The organism is Bradyrhizobium ganzhouense (genome assembly GCF_049949285.1).
In the GTDB taxonomy this organism is placed as follows: Bacteria; Pseudomonadota; Alphaproteobacteria; order Rhizobiales; family Xanthobacteraceae; genus Bradyrhizobium; species Bradyrhizobium ganzhouense.
Map to the genome: position 1 here is coordinate 5,271,546 of NZ_CP181318.1, position 20,385 is coordinate 5,291,930.

At 63.6% G+C, this 20,385-nt stretch carries 19 protein-coding genes; all 19 read right to left on the reverse strand.

The genetic code is table 11. The annotated features are described in order from the left end of the window. Position 1: 1 nt before the first annotated feature. Positions 2 to 1,438 (reverse strand): NADH-quinone oxidoreductase subunit NuoN, encoded by a 1,437-nt coding sequence (gene nuoN / locus ACLFLU_RS24165; protein WP_426407356.1) that lies wholly within the window; start codon positions 1,436 to 1,438, stop codon positions 2 to 4. A gap of 22 nt (positions 1,439 to 1,460) precedes the next feature. Beyond that, on the reverse strand, positions 1,461 to 2,969 hold the full coding sequence (locus tag ACLFLU_RS24170; protein ID WP_426407357.1) for an NADH-quinone oxidoreductase subunit M: 1,509 nt from the start codon (positions 2,967 to 2,969) through the stop codon (positions 1,461 to 1,463). After that, positions 2,970 to 5,042 (reverse strand): NADH-quinone oxidoreductase subunit L, encoded by a 2,073-nt coding sequence (nuoL, locus tag ACLFLU_RS24175; protein ID WP_426407358.1) that lies wholly within the window; start codon positions 5,040 to 5,042, stop codon positions 2,970 to 2,972. Between the two features lie 63 nt (positions 5,043 to 5,105). Continuing rightward, positions 5,106 to 5,414, reverse strand: coding sequence for an NADH-quinone oxidoreductase subunit NuoK (gene nuoK, locus ACLFLU_RS24180; RefSeq protein WP_126257332.1), 309 nt, complete (start codon positions 5,412 to 5,414; stop codon positions 5,106 to 5,108). After that, complete coding sequence (locus tag ACLFLU_RS24185) at positions 5,411 to 6,049, reverse strand: NADH-quinone oxidoreductase subunit J (protein WP_426407359.1); 639 nt, start codon at positions 6,047 to 6,049, stop codon at positions 5,411 to 5,413. The genes nuoK and ACLFLU_RS24185 overlap by 4 nt, the downstream gene beginning before the upstream one ends. A gap of 9 nt (positions 6,050 to 6,058) precedes the next feature. Continuing rightward, complete coding sequence (nuoI, locus tag ACLFLU_RS24190) at positions 6,059 to 6,547, reverse strand: NADH-quinone oxidoreductase subunit NuoI (RefSeq protein ID WP_426414062.1); 489 nt, start codon at positions 6,545 to 6,547, stop codon at positions 6,059 to 6,061. A 14-nt stretch (positions 6,548 to 6,561) separates the two neighbouring features. Next, the gene (gene nuoH / locus ACLFLU_RS24195; RefSeq protein ID WP_426407360.1) at positions 6,562 to 7,629 is read right to left on the reverse strand and encodes an NADH-quinone oxidoreductase subunit NuoH; all 1,068 of its coding nucleotides are present in this window, start codon (positions 7,627 to 7,629) and stop codon (positions 6,562 to 6,564) included. A gap of 4 nt (positions 7,630 to 7,633) precedes the next feature. Next, positions 7,634 to 9,709 (reverse strand): NADH-quinone oxidoreductase subunit NuoG, encoded by a 2,076-nt coding sequence (gene nuoG, locus ACLFLU_RS24200; RefSeq protein WP_426407361.1) that lies wholly within the window; start codon positions 9,707 to 9,709, stop codon positions 7,634 to 7,636. 5 nt (positions 9,710 to 9,714) lie between these two features. Then, the gene (gene nuoF / locus ACLFLU_RS24205) at positions 9,715 to 11,040 is read right to left on the reverse strand and encodes an NADH-quinone oxidoreductase subunit NuoF (RefSeq protein ID WP_426407362.1); all 1,326 of its coding nucleotides are present in this window, start codon (positions 11,038 to 11,040) and stop codon (positions 9,715 to 9,717) included. 15 nt (positions 11,041 to 11,055) lie between these two features. Further along, positions 11,056 to 11,259 (reverse strand): hypothetical protein, encoded by a 204-nt coding sequence (locus tag ACLFLU_RS24210; RefSeq protein ID WP_426407363.1) that lies wholly within the window; start codon positions 11,257 to 11,259, stop codon positions 11,056 to 11,058. Further along, positions 11,259 to 11,870: an NADH-quinone oxidoreductase subunit NuoE gene (gene nuoE, locus ACLFLU_RS24215; RefSeq protein ID WP_027529885.1), complete on the reverse strand. Its 612-nt coding sequence runs from the start codon at positions 11,868 to 11,870 to the stop codon at positions 11,259 to 11,261. Before nuoE ends, ACLFLU_RS24210 begins: the two co-directional genes overlap by 1 nt. Before the next feature lie 10 nt (positions 11,871 to 11,880). Further along, the gene (locus ACLFLU_RS24220) at positions 11,881 to 12,843 is read right to left on the reverse strand and encodes an FkbM family methyltransferase (RefSeq protein ID WP_426407364.1); all 963 of its coding nucleotides are present in this window, start codon (positions 12,841 to 12,843) and stop codon (positions 11,881 to 11,883) included. After that, positions 12,843 to 14,039 carry an NADH-quinone oxidoreductase subunit D gene (locus ACLFLU_RS24225; protein WP_426407365.1) on the reverse strand — a complete coding sequence of 399 codons (1,197 nt, stop codon included), beginning with the start codon at positions 14,037 to 14,039 and terminating at the stop codon, positions 12,843 to 12,845. The genes ACLFLU_RS24220 and ACLFLU_RS24225 overlap by 1 nt, the downstream gene beginning before the upstream one ends. Before the next feature lie 2 nt (positions 14,040 to 14,041). Beyond that, positions 14,042 to 14,656 carry an NADH-quinone oxidoreductase subunit C gene (locus ACLFLU_RS24230; RefSeq protein WP_426407366.1) on the reverse strand — a complete coding sequence of 205 codons (615 nt, stop codon included), beginning with the start codon at positions 14,654 to 14,656 and terminating at the stop codon, positions 14,042 to 14,044. An 11-nt stretch (positions 14,657 to 14,667) separates the two neighbouring features. Next, positions 14,668 to 15,255, reverse strand: a complete 588-nt coding sequence (locus tag ACLFLU_RS24235; protein ID WP_426407367.1) for a NuoB/complex I 20 kDa subunit family protein — start codon at positions 15,253 to 15,255, stop codon at positions 14,668 to 14,670. Then, positions 15,246 to 15,611, reverse strand: coding sequence for an NADH-quinone oxidoreductase subunit A (locus tag ACLFLU_RS24240; RefSeq protein WP_027529890.1), 366 nt, complete (start codon positions 15,609 to 15,611; stop codon positions 15,246 to 15,248). Before ACLFLU_RS24240 ends, ACLFLU_RS24235 begins: the two co-directional genes overlap by 10 nt. A gap of 466 nt (positions 15,612 to 16,077) precedes the next feature. Beyond that, positions 16,078 to 17,214 carry a PepSY-associated TM helix domain-containing protein gene (locus ACLFLU_RS24245; protein WP_426407368.1) on the reverse strand — a complete coding sequence of 379 codons (1,137 nt, stop codon included), beginning with the start codon at positions 17,212 to 17,214 and terminating at the stop codon, positions 16,078 to 16,080. A 34-nt stretch (positions 17,215 to 17,248) separates the two neighbouring features. Then, positions 17,249 to 19,510 (reverse strand): TonB-dependent siderophore receptor, encoded by a 2,262-nt coding sequence (locus ACLFLU_RS24250; RefSeq protein WP_426407369.1) that lies wholly within the window; start codon positions 19,508 to 19,510, stop codon positions 17,249 to 17,251. 185 nt (positions 19,511 to 19,695) lie between these two features. Beyond that, on the reverse strand, positions 19,696 to 20,211 hold the full coding sequence (locus tag ACLFLU_RS24255; protein WP_426407370.1) for a MarR family winged helix-turn-helix transcriptional regulator: 516 nt from the start codon (positions 20,209 to 20,211) through the stop codon (positions 19,696 to 19,698). Positions 20,212 to 20,385: the final 174 nt, after the last annotated feature.

A 20,385-nucleotide genomic window follows, 5' to 3' on the forward strand; every position in this document is an offset into this window, starting at 1 on the left:
CCTAGAACAGCGACTTGGCGGCGGCGGAGGCGACGCTCACCACCGGACCCGCGAACAACGCAAACAGGATGTTGAACAGGCCAAAGACGGCCAGCACCGTCTTGACCTCGACACGCACCGGATCGACCTGGCCTGCCGGCTCGTCGAAATACATCGTCTTGACGATGGTGAGATAGTAGTAGGCGCCTACGACGCTGGAGAGCACGCCGATCACGGCGAGCGTGAACAAATTCGCCTTGATGGCGGCCACGAACACATACCATTTGGCGAAGAAGCCAGCGAGCGGCGGGATACCGGCGAGCGAGAACAGCAGCATCGCGAACATGAAGGCCAGCAGCGGATTGGTGCGCGACAGACCGGCGAAATCCTTGATCTGCTCGACGGCCTGGCCGTTGCGCTTCATCGCGAGGATGATCGAGAACGAGCCGAGTGTCATCGCCACATAGATCACGATGTACATCAGCACGCCTTGCGCGCCCTCGACGGTGCCGGAGGCAAGGCCGACCAGGGCGAAGCCCATATGGCCGATCGAGGAGTACGCCATCAGGCGCTTGATGTTGCTCTGGCCGATCGCGGCGAACGAGCCCAGCGCCATCGAGGCGATCGCGACGAACACCAGGATCTGCTGCCACTGCGAGACGATGCCCGGGAATGCGGTCAGCGTGACACGGGTGAAGACGGCAAGTGCAGCGACCTTCGGGGCGGACGCGAAGAAGGCCGTAACCGGCGTCGGGGCGCCTTCGTACACGTCCGGCGTCCACATATGGAACGGCACGGCCGAAACCTTGAAGCAGAGGCCGGCGAGCAGGAACACCAGGCCGAACACCAGGCCGACATTCGCGGCCGTCGCAGCTGTTGCGATGCCAGCAAAGCTGACGGTGCCGGTGAAGCCGTAGATCAGCGAGGCGCCGTAAAGCAACATGCCCGAGGACAGCGCGCCCAGCACAAAATACTTCAGGCCGGCTTCGGTCGACTTGGCGTTGTCGCGGTTCGAGGTCGCCACGACGTACAGCGCGAGCGACATCAGTTCGAGGCCGAGATAGAGCGAGATCAGGTCACCAGCCGAGATCAGCACCATCATGCCGAGCGTCGAGAGCAGCACCAGGATTGCGTATTCGAAGATGCGACGCGACGGGTCGGACAGGAACTCGGTCGACAGCACCAGCGTCACCGCCGAGCCGATCAAAGCGAGGATCTTCATGAAGCGGGCGAAATCGTCGACGATGAAGCTGCCGCCGAAGGTCACCTGCTTGCCAGCCGGCAGCATGTATTCGAGCACGCCGACCACGATCAGCAGCAGCACCGCGAGCGTGGTGACCGCGCTGGTGGTCCCCTGCCCGCGATAGGCGCCGAACATCAGAAGCGCCATGGCGCCGATCGCGAGCACGAGCTCGGGCAGCACCGGCGCCAGTTGATAACCTGCAGTCGTAAAGCTCATGGCGATATCCTGACCTGCCCGATCACTGGAGCAGTGCGGCGGCCTTAACGGCCGTCACAGCGGTGTTGTAATTGTTGACGAGTTGCTGGACCGAGGCGGCCGACATGTCGAGCACCGGCTTCGGATAGACGCCGAACAGGATCGTCAGCGCGATCAGCGGGAACAGCGTCACGCACTCACGCAGAGTGAGGTCCTTGATGCTCGCCAGCGACGGCTTGATCAGCGCCCCGAACACGACCTTGCGGTAGAGCCACAGCGCGTAGCACGCCGAGAGGATTACGCCGGTCGTGGCGAAGAACGCGGTCGGGATCGAGACCTTGAAGGTGCCGAGCAGCGTCATGAACTCGCCGACGAAGCCGGACGTTCCGGGCAGACCGACATTGGCCATGGTGAAGACCATGAAGGTCAACGCGTAGAGCGGCATCCGGTTGACGAGGCCGCCATAGGCCGAGATCTCGCGGGTGTGCATGCGGTCGTAGACCACGCCGACGCAGAGGAACAGCGCGCCCGAGACGATGCCGTGCGAGATCATCTGGAACACGCCGCCGGCGACGCCCTGCATGGTGCCGGCGAAGATGCCCATGGTGACGAAGCCCATATGCGCCACCGACGAGTACGCGATCAGCTTCTTCATGTCCTCCTGCATCAAAGCCACCAGCGAGGTGTAGATGATGGCGATGACCGAGAGCGTGAAGATCAGCGGCGCGAAGTCATGCGAGGCCAGCGGGAACATCGGCAGCGAGAAGCGGAGGAAACCGTAGCCGCCCATCTTCAGCAGGATCGCGGCCAGGATCACCGAGCCTGCCGTGGGCGCCTCGACGTGTGCGTCGGGGAGCCAGGTGTGCACCGGCCACATCGGCATCTTCACCGCGAAGGATGCGAAGAATGCGAGCCACGCCCAGGTCTGCAAGCTGCGCGGCACGGCCGTATGCATCAGGGCCGGGATGTCGGTGGTACCGGCGTTCCAGTACAGCGCCATGATGGCGAGCAGCATCAAGACCGAGCCAAGCAGCGTGTAGAGGAAGAACTTGAAGGACGCATAGACCCGGCGCGGGCCACCCCAGACGCCGATGATCAGGAACATCGGGATCAGGCCGCCCTCGAAGAACAGATAGAACAGCACGAGGTCGAGCGCCGAGAAGGTGCCGATCATCAGCGTTTCCAGGATCAGGAACGCCATCATGTATTCACGCACCCGGCTCGTGACCGACTTCCAGCTCGCGATGATGCAGAACGGCATCAAGGCGGTGGTCAGGATCACGAAGGGCAGCGAAATGCCGTCGACACCCATGTGGTAGGTGATGCCGGTAGCGAGCCACGACGCCTTCTCGACGAACTGGAAGTCGGCCACCGACGGATCGAAGCGCAGGACCAGGAGCACCGACACCGCAAAGGTGATCAGCGTGGTCCAGAGCGCGATCCAGCGCGAGTTGCGCCGGGCGGCCTCGTCATCGCCGCGGCTGAGATAAACGATCAGCGCGCCGACCAGCGGCAGGAAGGTGGTGACGGATAGGATGGGCCAGGTTGTCATTTACTGGCCTCCAAAGCCGAACATGAACCAGGTGATCAGGCCGGCGGCGCCGATCAGCATGGCGAAGGCGTAGTGATAGAGATAGCCGGTCTGGATCTTCACGACGTTGCGGGTGATATCCAAGACGCGCGCCGAGACGCCGTCGGGGCCGAGGCCATCGATGATGAAGCCGTCGCCCTTCTTCCAGAGCTGGTAGCCGATCCACTTCGCCGGACGGACGAAGATGACCTCGTAGAGCTCATCGAAGTACCATTTGTTGAGCAGGAACTGGTACAGCCCCGGCTGCTCTTGAGCGAGCCGAACGGGAATGTAGGGACGGCGGATGTAGAACAGGTACGAGATCAGGAAGCCCAGCACCATCATCACCGTCGGCAACAAGGCGATGGTTTCGGGGATGTGGTGCATCTCCTCGATGATGTGCGGGTTCATCTTGACGGATTCGCGGAAGAACTCCTCAACGCCGTGACCGGCGAACAGCTCCTTGAACGGGAAGCCCGCGACGATCGAGCCGACCGCGAGCACGCCGATCGGGATCAGAATCCAGAGCGGCGCCTCATGCGCGGCTTCATAGTGCTGCTCGTCATGCGGCTCGCCATGGAAGGTCTTGAAGATCAGGCGCCAGGAATAGAACGAGGTCAGGCCGGCTGCGACGACCGTCATCAGGAAGCCGTAGATCGCCAACGGATTATGCGAGGCGTAGGAGGACTCGATGATGGCGTCCTTGGAGAAGTAGCCGGCCGTAAGCGGGAAGCCGGTCAGCGCAAGCGTGCCGACCACCATCACCGCATAGGTGTAGGGGATCTTCCTCCACAGGCCGCCCATCTTGCGGATGTCCTGCTCGTGATGCATCGCGTAGATCACCGAGCCGGAGCCCAAGAACAGCAGCGCCTTGAAGAAGGCGTGCGTGAACAGGTGGAACATGCCAACCGAATAGGCCCCTGCTCCCATCGCCACGAACATGTAGCCGAGCTGCGAACAGGTCGAGTACGCGACGATGCGCTTGATGTCGTTCTGGACGAGGCCGATGGTCGCCGCGAAGAACGCCGTGGTGGCGCCGAAGAACATCACGACGGCCTGCGCGTTCGGCGCAAGCTCGAACAGCGGCGACAGGCGCGCCACCATGAACACGCCGGCGGTGACCATGGTCGCGGCGTGGATCAGCGCCGACACCGGCGTCGGGCCTTCCATCGCGTCCGGCAACCAGGTGTGCAGCAGGAACTGCGCGGACTTGCCCATCGCGCCCATGAACAGCAGCAAGCAGGTCAGTGTCAGCGCATCCACCTGCCAGCCGAGGAAGTCGATGGTCTTGCCTGTGAGGCCGGGGGCGGCGTGGAAGATCGTCTCGAAATCGGTCGAGCCGACCAGCGCGAAGATCGCGAAGATGCCGAGCGCGAAGCCGAAATCGCCGACGCGGTTGACCACGAAGGCCTTGATCGCCGCCGCGTTCGCCGACGGCTTCTGGTACCAGAAACCGATCAGCAAATAGCTGGCCAGACCCACGCCTTCCCAGCCGAAGAACAGCTGCACGAGGTTATCGGCCGTCACCAGCATCAGCATGGCGAAGGTGAACAGCGAGAGATAGCCGAAGAAACGCGGCCGGTACGGATCCTCATCCATGTAGCCAATGGAATAGAGGTGCACGAGCGAGGACACGGTCGTGACCACCACCAGCATCACGGCTGTGAGCGTGTCGACGCGCAGCGCCCAGTAGACTTGCAAGTCGCCGGAGAAGATCCAAGGCAGCAGCTGGATTCTGGCGTCATGGCCATTGAAGCCGACATCGACCAGCGTCATCCAGGACAGCGCCGCCGCCACGAACAGCAATGCGGTCGTGATCAGCTCCGCCCCGCGCGAACCCGCAGCCGCCGGCTCGACCGGACCGTGGTCGTCGTGCGCGTGATCGTCGTGGCCATGATCGTCGTGCGCGGCCGCCGCATGGGCGTCGCCGTGACCGTGGTCATCGTGATGCTCGACCGTGTCGCCGGAGGGGTTGCGGGCATGCGCGCCGAACAGCGCGATCAGGCCAGCAAGAATGGCGCCCAGCAGAGGCAGAAAGACAATTGCCTGGACCATGACTTATTTCTCTCTCCGCATGATCTGGTCGGAAAACCGGTGTCCACTTTTCCGGATCATGCGTTAGCCCTTCATCAGATTGACGTCCTCAACCGCGATCGAGCCGCGGTTGCGGAAATAGACCACCAGGATGGCGAGACCGATCGCGGCTTCGGCAGCCGCAACGGTCAAGACCAGCAGCGCGAAGACCTGGCCGACGATGTCGCCGAGGAAGGTCGAGAATGCCACCAGATTGATGTTGACCGAGAGCAGGATCAGCTCGATCGACATCAGGATAATGATGATGTTCTTGCGGTTCAGGAAGATGCCGAGGATGCCGAGCGTGAACAGGATCGCGCCGACCGCCAGATAGTGTCCGAGCCCGACCGTCATTTCACCCACTCCGCAGCATCAGCGTCCTGGAGCCCCTGCCCCGACGCCACCTTGCGCATCGCCATCGCCATCTCCGGCGTGCGCGCGTTCTGAACGTTGATGTCCTGCCGCTTGATGTTCGCCTTGTGGCGGAGCGTCAGCACGATGGCGCCGATCATGGCGACCAGCAGCACCATGCCCGAGAGCTGGAAGTAGTGGACATACTTCGTATAGAGCACGAGACCCAGCGCCTCGGTGTTCGATACGTTGGTCGGGATCGGCGCCGTGATGGTCTTGCTCACGGTCGGGTTGATGACCCAGGCGCCGACGGTGAGCAGCAGCTCGAACAGGAAGATGCCGCCGATCACGACACCCACCGGCAGGTACTGGATGAAGCCTTCGCGCAGCTCGGTGAAGTCGACATCGAGCATCATGATGACGAACAGGAACAGCACCGCGACCGCGCCGACATAGACGACGATCAGGATCATCGCGAGGAATTCGGCGCCCATCAGCACGAACAGGCCGGAGGCGTTGACGAAGGCCAGGATCAGGTACAGCACGGAGTGCACGGGATTGCGCGAGACAATCACCATCACCGCCGAGGCGACGCAGACGCCGGCGAAGAGATAGAAGAACAGCGCGGGAAGGATCATGCTCTCATCTCACCGGTACGGCGCGTCGAGCTCGATCGCTTTTGCGATCTCGCGTTCCCAGCGGTCGCCATTGGCGAGCAGCTTGGCCTTGTCATAGAACAGTTCCTCGCGGGTCTCGGCCGCGAACTCGAAGTTCGGACCTTCGACGATGGCGTCGACCGGGCAGGCCTCCTGGCAGAGGCCGCAATAGATGCACTTCACCATGTCGATGTCGTAGCGCACGGTGCGGCGGGTGCCGTCGTTGCGGCGCGGGCCGGCCTCGATGGTGATGGCCTGCGCCGGGCAGATCGCTTCGCACAGCTTGCAGGCGATGCAGCGCTCTTCACCATTCGGATAGCGGCGCAGCGCATGCTCGCCGCGGAAGCGTGGCGAGATCGGGCCCTTCTCGAAGGGATAGTTCAGCGTCGGCTTCGGCTGGAAGAAATAGCGCATGGCGAGGAAGAACGCCGAGACGAACTCCGACAGCAGAAGCGAGCGTGCAGTGGCGTTGATGTTGATACCCATGACGGCCCTCACTTCGGCGCGATGTCGGCGAATTGCAGCACGCCCGCCACCACGACCACCATCGCCAGCGACAGCGGCAGGAACACCTTCCAGCCGAGGCGCATCAATTGGTCGTAGCGGTAGCGCGGCACGATCGCCTTTGCCATCGCGAACAGGAAGAACATGAAGAACACTTTGAGCGAGAACCAGATGATCCCCGGCACCCAGTTGAACGGCGGCAGGTCCACCGGCGGCAGCCAGCCTCCGAGGAACAGGATGGTCGCCATCGCGCACATCGTGACGATCGCGACATACTCGCCGAGCATGAACAGGAGGTACGGCGTCGAGCCGTATTCGACCATGAAGCCGGCGACAAGCTCGGATTCGGCCTCGACGAGGTCGAAGGGCGGACGGTTGGTTTCCGCCAGCGCCGAGACGTAGAACACCACGAACATCGGGAACAGCGGCCAGACGTACCAGTTCAGGATGGTCAGCTGCGGCAACCCGATCAGGCTGGCGAGCCCGCGGATATGCTGGGCTTCGACCACGGCCGAGAGGTTCAGCGTGCCGGCGCAGAGCAGCACCGTGATGATGACGAAGCCGATCGAGACCTCGTAGGACACCATCTGCGCCGCCGAGCGCAGCGCGGCCAGGAACGGATATTTCGAGTTCGACGACCAGCCGGCCATGATGATGCCGTAGATCGACAGCGACGAGATCGCGAAGATGAAGAGGACGCCGACATTGATGTCGGAGATCACCCAGCCGAGATTGGTCGGGATCACCGCCCAGGCCGCGAGCGCGAGAACGCACGAGACCAAGGGAGCAAGGAGGAACACGCCCTTGTTGGCGCCGGCCGGAATGATCGGCTCCTTCAGCACGAACTTCAACAGGTCGGCAAAGGACTGGAACAGGCCCCAGGGCCCGACCACGTTCGGGCCGCGGCGGATCTGCACCGCCGCCCAGATCTTGCGGTCGGCGAGCAGGATGTAGGCGATCGCGACCAGCAGGACCACGAGCACCAGCACGCTCTCCGCGATCATGATGATCAGCGGCCAGAGGAAGCCCGTCCAGAATGCGCTTGCGAAAAATTCCATCGGCTCACTCCGCTGCGGTCAGCATCTGCCCGGAGGCAAGCCGCGAGCATTCCGCCATCACGGCGGACGCACGCGCGATTGGGTTGGTCAAATAGAAGTCCTCGATCGCCGCCTTGAACGGCGCCTTCTCGGTCGTACCGCCCTTCCCCGCCAGCTTCTTGATCTGGTCGGCGGAGCCGGCCTCGATCTGGTCGAGACGGATCAGATGCGGCACCGCCTTGAAGAGCGCCTGGCGCAGCGCGGCAAGCGAGTCGTAGCCGAGCTTCTTGCCGAGCGCCTCCGAGAGCGCGCGGACGATCGCCCAATCCTCGCGGGCTTCGCCCGGCGGGAACGCGGCACGGCCGGTCATCTGCACGCGGCCTTCGGTGTTGACATAGATCGCGGATTTCTCGGTGTAGGCAGCCGCCGGCAGGATGACGTCGGCGCGATGCGCGCCGCGGTCGCCATGGGTGCCGATGTAAACGACGAAGGTGCCATCCGGCGCCTTGATCTCGTCAGCGCCGAGCAGGAACAGCAGGTCGAGCGTACCGAAGGTCGTCATCTGCGCGGCGTTCAGCCCGCCCCCACCCGCGACAAAGCCGATGTCGAGCGCACCGACGCGCGAAGCGGTCTCATGCAGCACGCCAAAGCCGTTCCAGCCGTCCTTCACCGCGCCGACGTCGAGCGCGAGCTTGGCGGCGGCGGCCAGAATGGCGGCGCCATCGTGGCGGGAGGCTGCGCCCGCGCCGACCAGAATGATCGGGTTCTTGGCGTTCTTCAGCACGTCCATGAAGGAGTGCTTGCCGGCCGCGAGCTCACCGAGCGTCTCGGTGCCCGCGCCGAGATGGTCGTAATCATAGGTCAGATCGGCCTTGGCGCCGATCACGCCGACCTTGAAGCCGCCGGCGCGCCAGCGCTTGCGGATGCGGGCGTTGAACACGGCCGCTTCCTTACGCGGATTGGCGCCGACGATGAGCAGCGCATCCGCCCGCTCGACGCCTGCGAGCGTCGGGTTGAAGATGTAGGAGCCGCGGCCGAGCGCCGGATCGAAGGCGTCGCCGCCCTGCACCGCCAGATTGGCCGAGCCGAATTTTGCCAAGAGATCCTTCACCGCGAACATCTCCTCGACGCCGGAGAGGTCGCCAGCGATCGCGCCGATGCGCTTGCCGTCGGTGCGGGCTGCCTTGGCAGCGATCGCGGCAAAAGCCTCGGACCAGCTCGCCGCACGCAGCTTGCCGGCCTCGCGGATATAGGGCCGGTCGAGGCGCTGGGTACGCAGGCCGTCGACGATGTGGCGGGTCTTGTCGGAGATCCACTCCTCGTTCACGGCCTCGTTGATGCGGGGCAGCACGCGCATCACCTCGCGGCCGCGGGTGTCGACGCGGATCGCAGAACCCACGCCGTCCATGACGTCGATCGACTGGGTCTTGCCGAGCTCCCAGGGGCGCGCGGCAAAGGCATAGGGCTTCGAGGTCAGCGCGCCGACCGGGCAGATGTCGACGAGATTGCCTTGCAGTTCCGACGTTAGCGCGTGCTCGAGATAGGTCGTGATCTCCATGTCCTCGCCGCGCCCCGTAGCGCCCATCTCGGGGGCGCCGGCGACTTCCGCCGAGAAGCGGACGCATCGCGTGCACTGGATGCAGCGGTTCATCGAGGTCTTGACCAGCGCGCCGAGATATTTGTCCTCGACCGCGCGCTTGTTCTCGGCGAAACGGCTGGTGTCGACACCATAGCCCATCGCCTGGTCCTGCAGATCGCACTCGCCGCCCTGATCGCAGATCGGGCAGTCCAGCGGATGGTTGATGAGAAGGAATTCCATCACGCCTTCGCGTGCCTTCTTCACCATCGGCGAACGGGTGGAAATCTCCGGCGGCTCGCCCTTCGGGCCTGGACGGCAGTCGCGCACGCCCCAGGCGCAGCTCGCGACCGGCTTCGGGCCACCCTTCACCTCGACGAGGCACATCCGGCAATTGCCGGCGATCGACAGCCGCTCGTGATAACAGAAGCGCGGAATCTCGGCGCCGGCCGCCTCGCACGCCTGAAGCAGCGTGTACTCGGCGGGGACATCGATCTCTTTGCCGTCGATGATGAGCTTGGTCATTCTCTCTACTCCGCCGCGACCATGTTCACGGGATCGCGGACGCCGATATCGTCGATGTCGGCCTTGTGCGAATACTGGTCGATGCGCGCTTCGATCTCGTGACGGAAATGCGCGATCAGGCCCTGGATCGGCCAGGCGGCTGCGTCGCCGAGCGCGCAGATGGTGTGGCCTTCGACCTGTTTTGTCACTTCCAGCAGCATGTCGATTTCGCGCTTGTGGGCGCGGCCATCGGCCATGCGGGTGAGCACGCGCCACATCCAGCCGGTGCCCTCGCGGCACGGCGTGCACTGGCCGCAGCTCTCATGCTTGTAGAAATACGAGATGCGGGCGATCGAACGGATCAGGTCGGTCGACTTGTCCATCACGATCACGGCCGCGGTGCCGAGGCCAGAGCGCAGCTTGCTCAGACTGTCGAAATCCATCGGCGTGTCGATGATCTGCTCGGCCGGCACCATGCGCACCGACGAGCCGCCGGGGATCACGGCCTTGAGGTTGTCCCAGCCGCCGCGGATACCGCCGCAATGCTTCTCGATCAGCTCACGGAACGGAATGCCCATGGCCTCTTCGACGTTGCAGGGCCGCTCGACATGGCCGGAGATGCAGAACAGCTTGGTGCCGACATTGTTCGGACGGCCGATGCCGGCAAACCAGGCGGCGCCACGGCGCAGGATGTCCGGAGCAACAGCAATGGACTCGACGTTGTTGACGGTGGTCGGGCAGCCGAACAGGCCGACATTCGCCGGGAACGGCGGCTTCAGGCGCGGCTGGCCCTTCTTGCCTTCGAGGCTTTCGAGCAGCGCAGTCTCTTCACCGCAGATATAGGCGCCGGCGCCGTGCGCGACGTAAATGTCGAACGGCCAGCCGTTGACGTTGTCCTTGCCGACCAGCTTGGCGTCATAGGCCTGATCGATCGCGGCCTGAAGGTGCTCGCGCTCGCGGATGAACTCGCCGCGGACATAGATGTAGCAGGTGTGCGCGTTCATCGCGCAGCTCGCGATCAGGCAGCCCTCGATCAGGAGATGCGGATCGTGCCGCATGATCTCGCGATCCTTGCAGGTGCCGGGCTCGGACTCGTCGGCGTTGACGACGAGGTAGCTCGGCCGACCGTCGGTGGATTCCTTCGGCATGAAGGACCACTTCAGACCAGTCGGGAAGCCGGCGCCGCCGCGGCCGCGCAGGCCCGAGGCCTTCATCTCGTTGATGATCCAGTCGCGGCCCTTGTCGATGATGTTCTTCGTACCATCCCAGGCGCCGCGGCGCCGCGCGCCCTCGAGCCCCCAATCGTGGAGGCCGTAGAGGTTCTTGAAGATGCGGTCCTTGTCCTCGAGCATGTCAGTGCTTTCCGATCAACGATTGGCTTGCTTGTAGGCAAGCCCGGCGGCGCAGACGGCGAAGGTCAGCGCCCAGAGCAGACTGGTTTCCTGCGTCGCGTTCATCACGAAGCGCTGCAGCAGGAACATGAAGGCGGCCGCGCCCGCGGCGTGCATGGCAACGAAGCCCCATTTGTTCACGGCTTCGTTCCCTTCGATGGCTTGAGACTGAAGACCCATCAAGAGGTCTCCTTCAGAGTGGTCGGCCCGCCCGCCGGCGCGGAGAACTGGCGGCCGTTCTGCGGACCGGGCTTCGGCGGATTGCCCGAGGCAAAACCGTCGAGCACCTTGCCGAAAGTCTCCTTGGTCAGGTCCTCATAGGTGTCTTTGCCGATCAGCACCATCGGCGCGTTCACGCAGGCGCCCAGGCACTCCACCTCTTCCCAGCTGAAATTGCCGTCCTTGGAGAGATGGAAGGGATCGTGATGGATCCGGCTCTCGCAGACATGGATCAGATCTTCGGCGCCGCGCAAGCGGCACGGCGTGGTGCCGCAGACCTGGACATGGGCCTTCTTGCCGACCGGAGCGAGCTGGAACATCGTGTAGAAGGTCGCGACTTCGAGCACGCGGATATAGGGCATGTCGAGCAAATCGGCGACGGCGCGGATCGCGGCCTCCGAGACCCAGCCCTCGTGCTGCTCCTGGACGCGCCAGAGGATGGCGATAACGGCGGAAGCTTGCCGGCCAGCCGGATATTTCGCGATCTGCTGCTTGGCGAAGGCAAGGTTCTCGTCCGTGAACGCAAAGCTCGCGGGCTGGACTTCCTTCGGTGCTAATCGGCGAACGGACATGTCTTATCTCTCACTGCATGCGGCGCGCGGTTTTCGCATTCAGGGCATTGATCCTGTCCTGCCAGAATGCGCTTGCGGTGCCGAAAACGTTGTAGCCGACGTGGGTCGAGACCTTGATGCGGTCGAGGATCGACAGCTCGGTCACGGTCTCCAGCCGGTTGGTGCGCGGATCGAGCACGATCAGATTCATCGGCGTCTGTTCGAGGATGTAGCGCGACACCGCATGGGAGCGGTCGCTGCCGTGCTCCTCGCACATGATGACGCTGTCAGTCTCGAGCAGCCGGGCGCCGCCCTTGATCGCCTCGATCTCGACGCCCTCGACGTCGAGCTTGATCAAATATTTGCCGGCGGCTGCGACCTTGCCGTCGTCGATGAGGTTATCCAGCGCCAGAACGGGCACGTCCTCACCGCCCGCCGATGCATCGCCGGCGATGCTGAAGGCCTCGTGCTTGGTGCCTGACAGCCGCGCGGAGCCGCGCGAAGCGCCGATCGCGCACTTCATTGTCTCGAAGCGGTTGCCGTTGACGCGAGCGTTATTCGCAAGCTTCGGATAGTTCTGGCCCGACGGCTCGATCGCGATCGCCTTGTGCGAGCCGAACGGCCTGCTCGAGACCAGCACCGACCAATAGCCGTAATTGGCGCCGCAATCGAGCAGCGTGTAGTCGACGTCGATGGAGTCGGCGAACAACAGCTCCAGCTCGTCCTCGTAGCAATACGAGCGGTTGAGCAGCTTGCTCCAGTAGCCGTCGCCATACGGGAATTCGAACACGGCGTCCGGGTTGAGCTTGATCGCGATGTTGCGCTCGGGCAGCGTTTTCCGCAGCAAGTTCGCGCAGGCGATGTAGCCCATATGCGAGAAGTGCGACGAGATCTTCGATCCCGTCACCAGCGCCAAGGCAGCCGTCCGCTCCCACAGGTTGGCCCCTTCAAGGGCCCCCGAGGCACGGTCAAACTGGATTGGCGCCTGCGCCATCACCGATCGACCTCTCCGAACACGATGTCGAGCGAGCCGAGGATCGCCGAGACGTCGGCAAGCAGATGGCCGCGGCAGATGTGGTCCATCGCCTGCAGATGGGCAAAGCCCGGCGCGCGGATCTTGCACTTGTAGGGCTTGTTGGTGCCGTCGGAGATCAGATAGACGCCGAACTCGCCCTTGGGCGCCTCGACCGCGGCATAGACTTCGCCTTCCGGCACGCGAACGCCTTCGGTGTAGAGCTTGAAGTGGTGGATGAGGGCTTCCATCGAGCGCTTCATCTCGCCACGGCGCGGCGGCGCCACCTTGTTGTCTTCGACGACGACGGGGCCCTTCCCCTCCGGCGCATTCAGCTTCTGGATGCACTGCTTCATGATGCGCACCGACTGCCGCATCTCTTCCATGCGGATCAGATACCGGTCGTAGCAGTCGCCGTTCTTGCCGATCGGAATGTCGAAATCCATCTCGGCGTAGCACTCGTAGGGCTGCGACTTGCGCAAATCCCAGGCCGCGCCTGAGCCGCGCACCATCACGCCGGAGAAGCCCCACTCCCAGGCCTCCTTCAGCGGCACCACGCCGATGTCGACGTTGCGCTGCTTGAAAATGCGGTTGGCCGTCAGCAGGCGGTCGAGGTCCTCGACCACTTTCAGGAACGGATCGCACCAGGCCTCGATATCGTCGACCAGCTTCTGCGGCAGGTCCTGATGCACACCGCCGACGCGGAAGAAGGCTGCGTGCATACGGCTGCCCGAGGCGCGCTCGTAGAACACCATCAGCTTCTCGCGCTCTTCAAAGCCCCACAGCGGCGGGGTCAGCGCGCCGACGTCCATCGCCTGCGTGGTGACATTGAGAAGGTGAGAGAGGATGCGGCCGATCTCGCAATAGAGCACGCGGATCAATTGGCCACGGCGCGGCACCTCGATGCCGAGCAGCTTTTCAGCGGCCAGACAGAAGGCGTGCTCCTGGTTCATCGGCGCGACGTAGTCGAGCCGGTCGAAATACGGGATGGCCTGGAGATAGGTCTTCTGCTCGATCAGCTTCTCGGTGCCGCGGTGAAGCAGGCCGATATGGGGATCGACGCGCGCGACGACTTCGCCGTCAAGCTCCAGCACCAGACGCAGCACGCCGTGCGCGGCCGGGTGCTGCGGCCCGAAGTTGATGGTGAAATTGCGAAGCTGTTCAGGTTGCTCGTTCATGATCAGACCTTCGGCCCTGCTTTTTCATCGCCAGGAAGGACCGGATAGTCCGCCCCCTCCCACGGAGACAAAAAGTCGAACTTGCGGAATTCCTGGTTGAGCCTAACCGGCTCGTACACCACGCGCTTCTCCTGGTCGTCGTAGCGGACCTCGAGGAAGCCGGTGGTCGGAAAATCCTTGCGCAGCGGATGCCCCTCGAACCCGTAATCGGTGAGGATGCGGCGCATATCGGGATGGCCGACAAAGAACACGCCGTAGAGGTCGTAGGCCTCGCGCTCGAACCAGTCGGCGCCGGGGAACACCTCGATCAGCGACGGAACCTGCGTGGTCTCGTCGGCCTGGGCCTTGAGGCGGATGCGGGTGTTCAGGGTCGGGGACAGGAAGTGATAGATCACGTCGAAGCGCTTTTCGCGCGACGGATAGTCCGCAGCCGTGATGTCGGTGAAGTTGATGAAACGGCAGCTCGGATCGTCGCGGAGGTACTTGACCACCTCGACGATCTTGCTGGCCTCGACATCAACCGTGAGCTGGTTGAAGGCCACCGAATGACCGATGGCAGCGCCCGGAAGCGCGCTCACGATCGTCTGCCCCAGGGCGTCGAGCTTGGCGTCGTCCATGACGTAAAACCTTAGCGTTCGATGGTGCCGGTGCGGCGGATCTTCTTCTGTAGCAGCAGCACGCCATAGAGCAGCGCTTCCGCGGTGGGCGGGCAGCCCGGCACGTAGATGTCGATCGGCACGATGCGGTCGCAACCGCGGACAACCGAGTAGGAATAGTGATAGTAGCCGCCGCCATTGGCGCAGGAGCCCATCGAGATGACGTAGCGCGGCTCGGGCATCTGGTCGTAGACCTTGCGCAGCGCGGGCGCCATCTTGTTGGTCAGCGTGCCCGCAACGATCATCACGTCGGACTGGCGCGGCGAGGCACGCGGCGCGAAGCCGAAACGCTCGACGTCGTAGCGCGGCATCGACACCTGCATCATCTCGACCGCGCAGCAGGCGAGGCCGAAGGTCATCCACATCAGCGAGCCGGTACGGGCCCAGGTGATGAGATCGTCGGTCGCGGCCACGAAGAAGCCCTTGTCGGACAGCTCGTGGTTGACCTCGAGGAAGAACGGATCATTGGCCCCGACCGGCTTGCCGGTCGACGGATCCAGAATGCCCTTGGGAGCCGGCGCGATCGCCGGGCCAGCGGACGACACAGGGTTCAATCCCATTCGAGTGCGCCTTTCTTCCATTCATAGGCGAAGCCCACCGTCAGCACGGCGAGGAACACCAGCATGGACCAGAAGCCGGTCGCGCCAAGCTTGCCGAACGCCACCGCCCAGGGAAACAGGAATGCCACTTCGAGGTCGAAGATGATGAAGAGGATGGCGACCAGATAGAAGCGGACGTCGAACTTCATGCGGGCGTCGTCGAAGGCGTTGAAGCCGCACTCATACGCCGAGAGCTTTTCCGGATCCGGCTGCTGGAACGCCACGATGAAGGGCGCGATCAGCAGCACCAGGCCGATGAGGGCTGCTACCCCTATAAAGACGACGAGTGGAAGATAGTTCTGTAGAATGCCGCTCATTGACGAGCCCTTTTTCCCGCAGCCTCGGGACAGCCACGGATTCGTCCGATTTGGAATTATTCTGAGCCTTAGCGCAGTGCACCAATGGGCGCAAGACACGCTCTTTTTAGGCCCTTTGCCGCCCCCAGCACGGTAGAAATCCCGGAATCACCCCGCGCTGGTATGGAGCAGATCGGCAAACCCAGCAAGGGCGACCCGTCAGCCTCCCCACCCTGGCGCAGATGCTCCTCGGGAGCATTCTCCCGCAGGCGGCCACATGTCTAGGACGATTCTGCTTTCTTGCTGCGACGCAGCCAAACTCCGAGAACGACAAGCACGGGACAGCCGACTGTCACCCAAGCGACATATCTGCCGACGTCGCCCCACAGCAGCGCCGCCAGCAGGCCGGCGATGGTCGCAGCCGCGAGCAGGATAGGTGCAGCAAAGACACGTATCCACAGCCGCGAAGGTCCGGACGAGCCATGCATCACGACAGGACCGGGGCCCGTTTCGCGAATGCGTCGGTTTTGGCAGGGGCACGCTTGCGCCGCCGCGCCACCCAGAGATAGAGGCCGCTGCAGATCACAACGATGGTGAGCCCGTCGAGCGCGGCCCAGATCACCTTCAGCGGCATCCCGCCATAATCGCCGAAATGCAGCGGCTGCGAGATCAGCAGCGCCTGCAGATAGAGCGGCAGCGCGCGGGCATCGGCGACCTCCCCGGTTTCGCCATCGAGCAGCACGGGCTTCAGCAGCCGCGATGTCAGGACCGTATCGCCGCGCATAAAAGCGGCGAAATGGTGCGAGGACGTGAACGGCGTGCCCGGAAAGGCGATGAAGGCGACCTCCATGCCGGGAGCAGCCTGCCTGGCGCGCGCGACGACATCGTCGAGCGAGGCGAGATGCACGGGCGGCGGCTTGCCGGCATAGGGCGCGACCATGCTGGCGAGCTCGGCCGCCTTCCACTGGTTGAGCATCAGCTCGGCCCAAGTGTTGACCACGCCGGTCAAGCCCACCACCAGCGCCCAGGCCACCGTCACCACGCCGATCAGATTGTGCCAGTCGAGCCAGCGGACGCGGCGCGCGGCACTGTCACGGATGGTGGCAAAGCGCAGGCGGCGGGTGAACGGCCAGTACAGCACCACGCCGGAGACGATGGCGACCGCGAACAACAGCCCCATCGCGCCGAGGAACAGCTTTCCGGCTTGTCCCGCGAACATGTCGGTGTGCAGCTTGAGCACGATCAGCATCGGCCCGACGCCGACCGGCCCGAGCAGCTTGGCCGAAACCGCATCGAACGCACGGACGGTCGCGTTGTCGGGCACCCCGTCTGGGGCGCTGTTGGTGAAAGCCATGACCAGCCCGGGCTCGTCCTTGTCCCAGGACACATATTGCAGGACGCGGCCGGGATCAGCGGCGAGCGCGGCGTCGGCGACGACTTGGGGCGTCGCGCGCGCCGCGCTCGCATGAGCTTCGGGCTGGGGGGCGTAGCCCAGGAGCTCATCGATCTCATGATGGAAGATCAGCGGCAGGCCGGTCAGGCAGAGCAACAACAGGAACAAGGTCGAGATCAGGCTGGTCCAGGTGTGGACCACGGACCAGATCCTGACCGTGCGCGCCTTCACAAGACCCTCCCCTCGCCGAGCCTTACCTTTTGCCTCACCATTTGTAGGAGACGCTGGCGGTGACGCGGCGGCGGTCGCCGTAGAAGCAGGACGAGGCCGAGGCACAGCTCGCGACATAGATCTTGTCGGTCAGGTTGATCACGTTGATGGCCGTGCGCCAGTTCTGCCATTCGTAGTGGACCGCGAGATCGCCGAGCACCACCGCGGGAACTTCCAGCGTGTTGGCGGCGTCGGCCCAGGACGAGCCGACATAGCGGACGCCCCCGCCGAACCCAAATCCCTCCAGCGGTCCGTCCTTGAAGGTGTAGTCCGCCCAGCCCGAGATCAGCATCTCGGGCGTATTCGTCGGGGTCTTGCCGACGAGGGACTGATCGAGATCCTTGCTGGTGAAAAGATGATAGGCGGTGAAGGCGCCAATCAACTTCAGCTCCTTGGTGGCGTTGGCCACCGCCTCGAGCTCGATGCCGCGTGAGGTCACCTCGCCGGTCTGGTTCTGCAGCAGCACATTCGACGGATCGGTGGTCGCCACATTCTGGCGCTTCAGGTCGAACACCGAAGCGGTGAAATAGCCGTCAAATCCCGTGGGCGCGACCTTGACGCCAATCTCGGCCTGCTTGCCGGTCTCCGGCAGGAACAGCTGGTTCTGCGCGTTGAGGCCGATGATCGGATTGTAGCTCGTGGCATAGGAAATATAGGGCGCGATGCCGTTGTCGAAATTGTAGATCAGCCCGGCGCGCCCGCTGAACCTGCTGTCGTCGCGTTGGGCGATATTTGCGCCGGTGTCGCGGGCGACCTGTGACGTCTCGACCCAATCATTGCGGCCGCTCAAAACCAGCGTGAAGTTGCCGAGCTTCATCTGGTCCTGGACGTAGGTGCCGGCCTGCTTCTGCGTGATCTGGAAGTTGCGGAACGGCGCGCCCGTCAGCGGAATGTCGAGACCATAGGCGGGATTGAAGACGTTGATGGACGGCACCGTGCCGAAGTTGAATGCCTGGTAATCGTCGATCTGATAGCCCTTCAGATCGACTCCGAACAGCATCGTGTGCTGCACGGGCCCCGTGCCGAAGCGGTACTCCAGCTGGTTGTCGAGATTGGCCTGGTTGGCGGTGTTCTTCGCGTACCAATTGTAGCGGCCCATCGTGGCCGTGTTGATATTGTCCCAGCCATTACCGACGAAACCGCGATAGGTCAGGTCTATATGCGCGAACCGCGCGTTCTGGCGGAACGTGAGGTCGTCGGTGAGATTGCGCTCGAACTGGTAGCCGAGCATCTCCTGCTCGCGCGTGAACTTGTCGACGTTGGGATCGCCGGCGAAGAAGCTGGTCGGGATCTTGCCGAACGGCGCGTTGGTCACCGTGCCCTGATAGGGCAGGAAGTTGATGCCGCGGGTGTCCTGCTTCGAGGCCGAGGCCAGCACCGTGAAGGTGGTGTCGGCATCCGGTTTCCACGTGAACGACGGAGCGATGAAGTAATTGTTGTCGGGCGTGAAGTTGACCTGCGTGCCGCCGTTCTGGACCTGGCCGACGATGCGGTAGAACAGCTTGCCGTCCTGTCTGCCATCCTGGGGCTGCGTCGCGACGGGACCGCCGACATCGAAGCCGACATAGGCGTTGCCGAAATTGTTGACACCGGTCTCGATGTAGCGGACCGGCTCGGACGGCGGCATCTTGCTGACGACGTTGACGATGCCGCTCGGGCTCGATCCGCCATAGAGCACGGCCGACGGACCGCGCAGCACCTCGACGCGCTCCATGTTCGGCGGCTGCAGCTTCCAGCTTGCATAGGACGTGTAGAACAGCTGCAGGCCGTCGAGGAACAGCCCGACGTCGTCGGACTTGAAGCCGCGGATCAGCCACCAGTCGTTGCGGGTGTCGGCGCCAAAGGTGCCGGCGCGCACGCCGGCGGTGTAGCGTAGCACTTCGTCGAGCTTGTTCGGCTTCTGGTCGCTTATCTGATCCGCACCGATCACCGACACCGCCTGCGGCGTCTCCATGATCGGCGTGTTGGTCTTGGTACCGGACGAGCTGCGCCTGGCTACGTAGCCCTGCACCGGGCCGCGCGGCGTCTCGACAATTCCGACGTTACGCTGCGGCTGAGGTCTCCGGCTGTTGGCCGTCTGCACCGGGCCCTGCGTCCGGCGGGGTGCCCGGACGGCCGCGCGGCGGCGCTGCTCCGGTGCTGCCACGCTCACCGGCGGCAGGCTCTGCGCGCCATTTTGTGCCGACGATTGTGCGAGCGATGCCTGCGGCATCAAAACCAAAGCGGACGCGGTCGCCAACACGGCCGACCGCAGCATTCCAAGACTGTTCAACGCGCCACCCCAATGTGCATCAGATGCGTCACGCCGTTGTTCCCCCAACGGCATGCATTTCAGGCGACGCTTATGTGAGAGAGCGCGGTTCCCCTAATTGAAAGGCTCTTAGAGCGACTCTTAGAGAGGCTCTTAGAAGCACTCGAATATTTCCAGAGATTGCTGCGCGATCAGCGCGAAACCTTCTCGGCTTCGAGCATCGCTTCCGCCGTCGCGGTGAGACGATCAATCTGGACAAGCAACGTCTTTAACTCATCATTGCTCAGTTGCTCGAGCAGCATCCGGTTGCGCTCCTGCGCGCCTTCGACGATCGCATCATGCGCAGCGAACCCGGCAGGCGTCAGCGATACCAGCACCTCGCGGCTGTCTTTCGGATTCGCCGACTTCGCGATCAGCTTGCGCGAGACCAGCTCGGCCAGCGCACGGCTGATCTGGCCCTTGTCCTGACCGACGGCTTCGGCGAGCCGCGCCACGCTCATCGGCGGTCGCCGGCCGAGCGAGGCGACCAGACCGAACTCGACCGAGGACAATCCGGCGAGGCGCTTGTAGCGCAGGATGGCACCGCGCTTGAGCAGGTTGGCGAGCACCATCAACCGTGATGACAGCATCACGGTGATCGGCGCCGGCGAGTGATTGTCGTCCGTTTCGGACGATTCGCGCCCGTCGCTGCTCGGTGTCTGGCTCATGGTCCACCTCTGCCAAGAAAGCCAGGAGGTGCCAAGCCTTGGTAGCGCAACCTCCCCAACCTGATCCAAATGCGATTAAGAGGCATTCAGGAAGATCGTTGACATTGTCATCGAATTATTTTTCACTGGGTCAACACAAGGCGACCCGGCCATCAAGGCCTGCGGCGGGAGGAA

Bases quoted from the DNA above. Each gene is read 5' to 3' on its own strand.
- nuoF (WP_426407362.1), bottom strand. From the start codon at position 11,040: ATGCTCGAGGACAAGGACCGCATCTTCAAGAACCTCTACGGCCTCCAC.
- ACLFLU_RS24255 (WP_426407370.1), bottom strand. From the start codon at position 20,211: ATGAGCCAGACACCGAGCAGCGACGGGCGCGAATCGTCCGAAACGGAC.
- ACLFLU_RS24240 (WP_027529890.1), bottom strand. From the start codon at position 15,611: ATGAGCGGCATTCTACAGAACTATCTTCCACTCGTCGTCTTTATAGGG.
- nuoH (WP_426407360.1), bottom strand. From the start codon at position 7,629: ATGGAATTTTTCGCAAGCGCATTCTGGACGGGCTTCCTCTGGCCGCTG.
- ACLFLU_RS24235 (WP_426407367.1), bottom strand. From the start codon at position 15,255: ATGGGATTGAACCCTGTGTCGTCCGCTGGCCCGGCGATCGCGCCGGCT.
- nuoL (WP_426407358.1), bottom strand. From the start codon at position 5,042: ATGGTCCAGGCAATTGTCTTTCTGCCTCTGCTGGGCGCCATTCTTGCT.
- ACLFLU_RS24225 (WP_426407365.1), bottom strand. From the start codon at position 14,039: ATGAACGAGCAACCTGAACAGCTTCGCAATTTCACCATCAACTTCGGG.
- nuoN (WP_426407356.1), bottom strand. From the start codon at position 1,438: ATGAGCTTTACGACTGCAGGTTATCAACTGGCGCCGGTGCTGCCCGAG.
- ACLFLU_RS24220 (WP_426407364.1), bottom strand. From the start codon at position 12,843: ATGGCGCAGGCGCCAATCCAGTTTGACCGTGCCTCGGGGGCCCTTGAA.
- ACLFLU_RS24210 (WP_426407363.1), bottom strand. From the start codon at position 11,259: ATGGGTCTTCAGTCTCAAGCCATCGAAGGGAACGAAGCCGTGAACAAA.
- nuoE (WP_027529885.1), bottom strand. From the start codon at position 11,870: ATGTCCGTTCGCCGATTAGCACCGAAGGAAGTCCAGCCCGCGAGCTTT.
- nuoK (WP_126257332.1), bottom strand. From the start codon at position 5,414: ATGACGGTCGGGCTCGGACACTATCTGGCGGTCGGCGCGATCCTGTTC.
- ACLFLU_RS24170 (WP_426407357.1), bottom strand. From the start codon at position 2,969: ATGACAACCTGGCCCATCCTATCCGTCACCACCTTCCTGCCGCTGGTC.
- ACLFLU_RS24185 (WP_426407359.1), bottom strand. From the start codon at position 6,049: ATGATCCTTCCCGCGCTGTTCTTCTATCTCTTCGCCGGCGTCTGCGTC.
- ACLFLU_RS24230 (WP_426407366.1), bottom strand. From the start codon at position 14,656: ATGGACGACGCCAAGCTCGACGCCCTGGGGCAGACGATCGTGAGCGCG.
- ACLFLU_RS24250 (WP_426407369.1), bottom strand. From the start codon at position 19,510: ATGCTGCGGTCGGCCGTGTTGGCGACCGCGTCCGCTTTGGTTTTGATG.
- nuoG (WP_426407361.1), bottom strand. From the start codon at position 9,709: ATGACCAAGCTCATCATCGACGGCAAAGAGATCGATGTCCCCGCCGAG.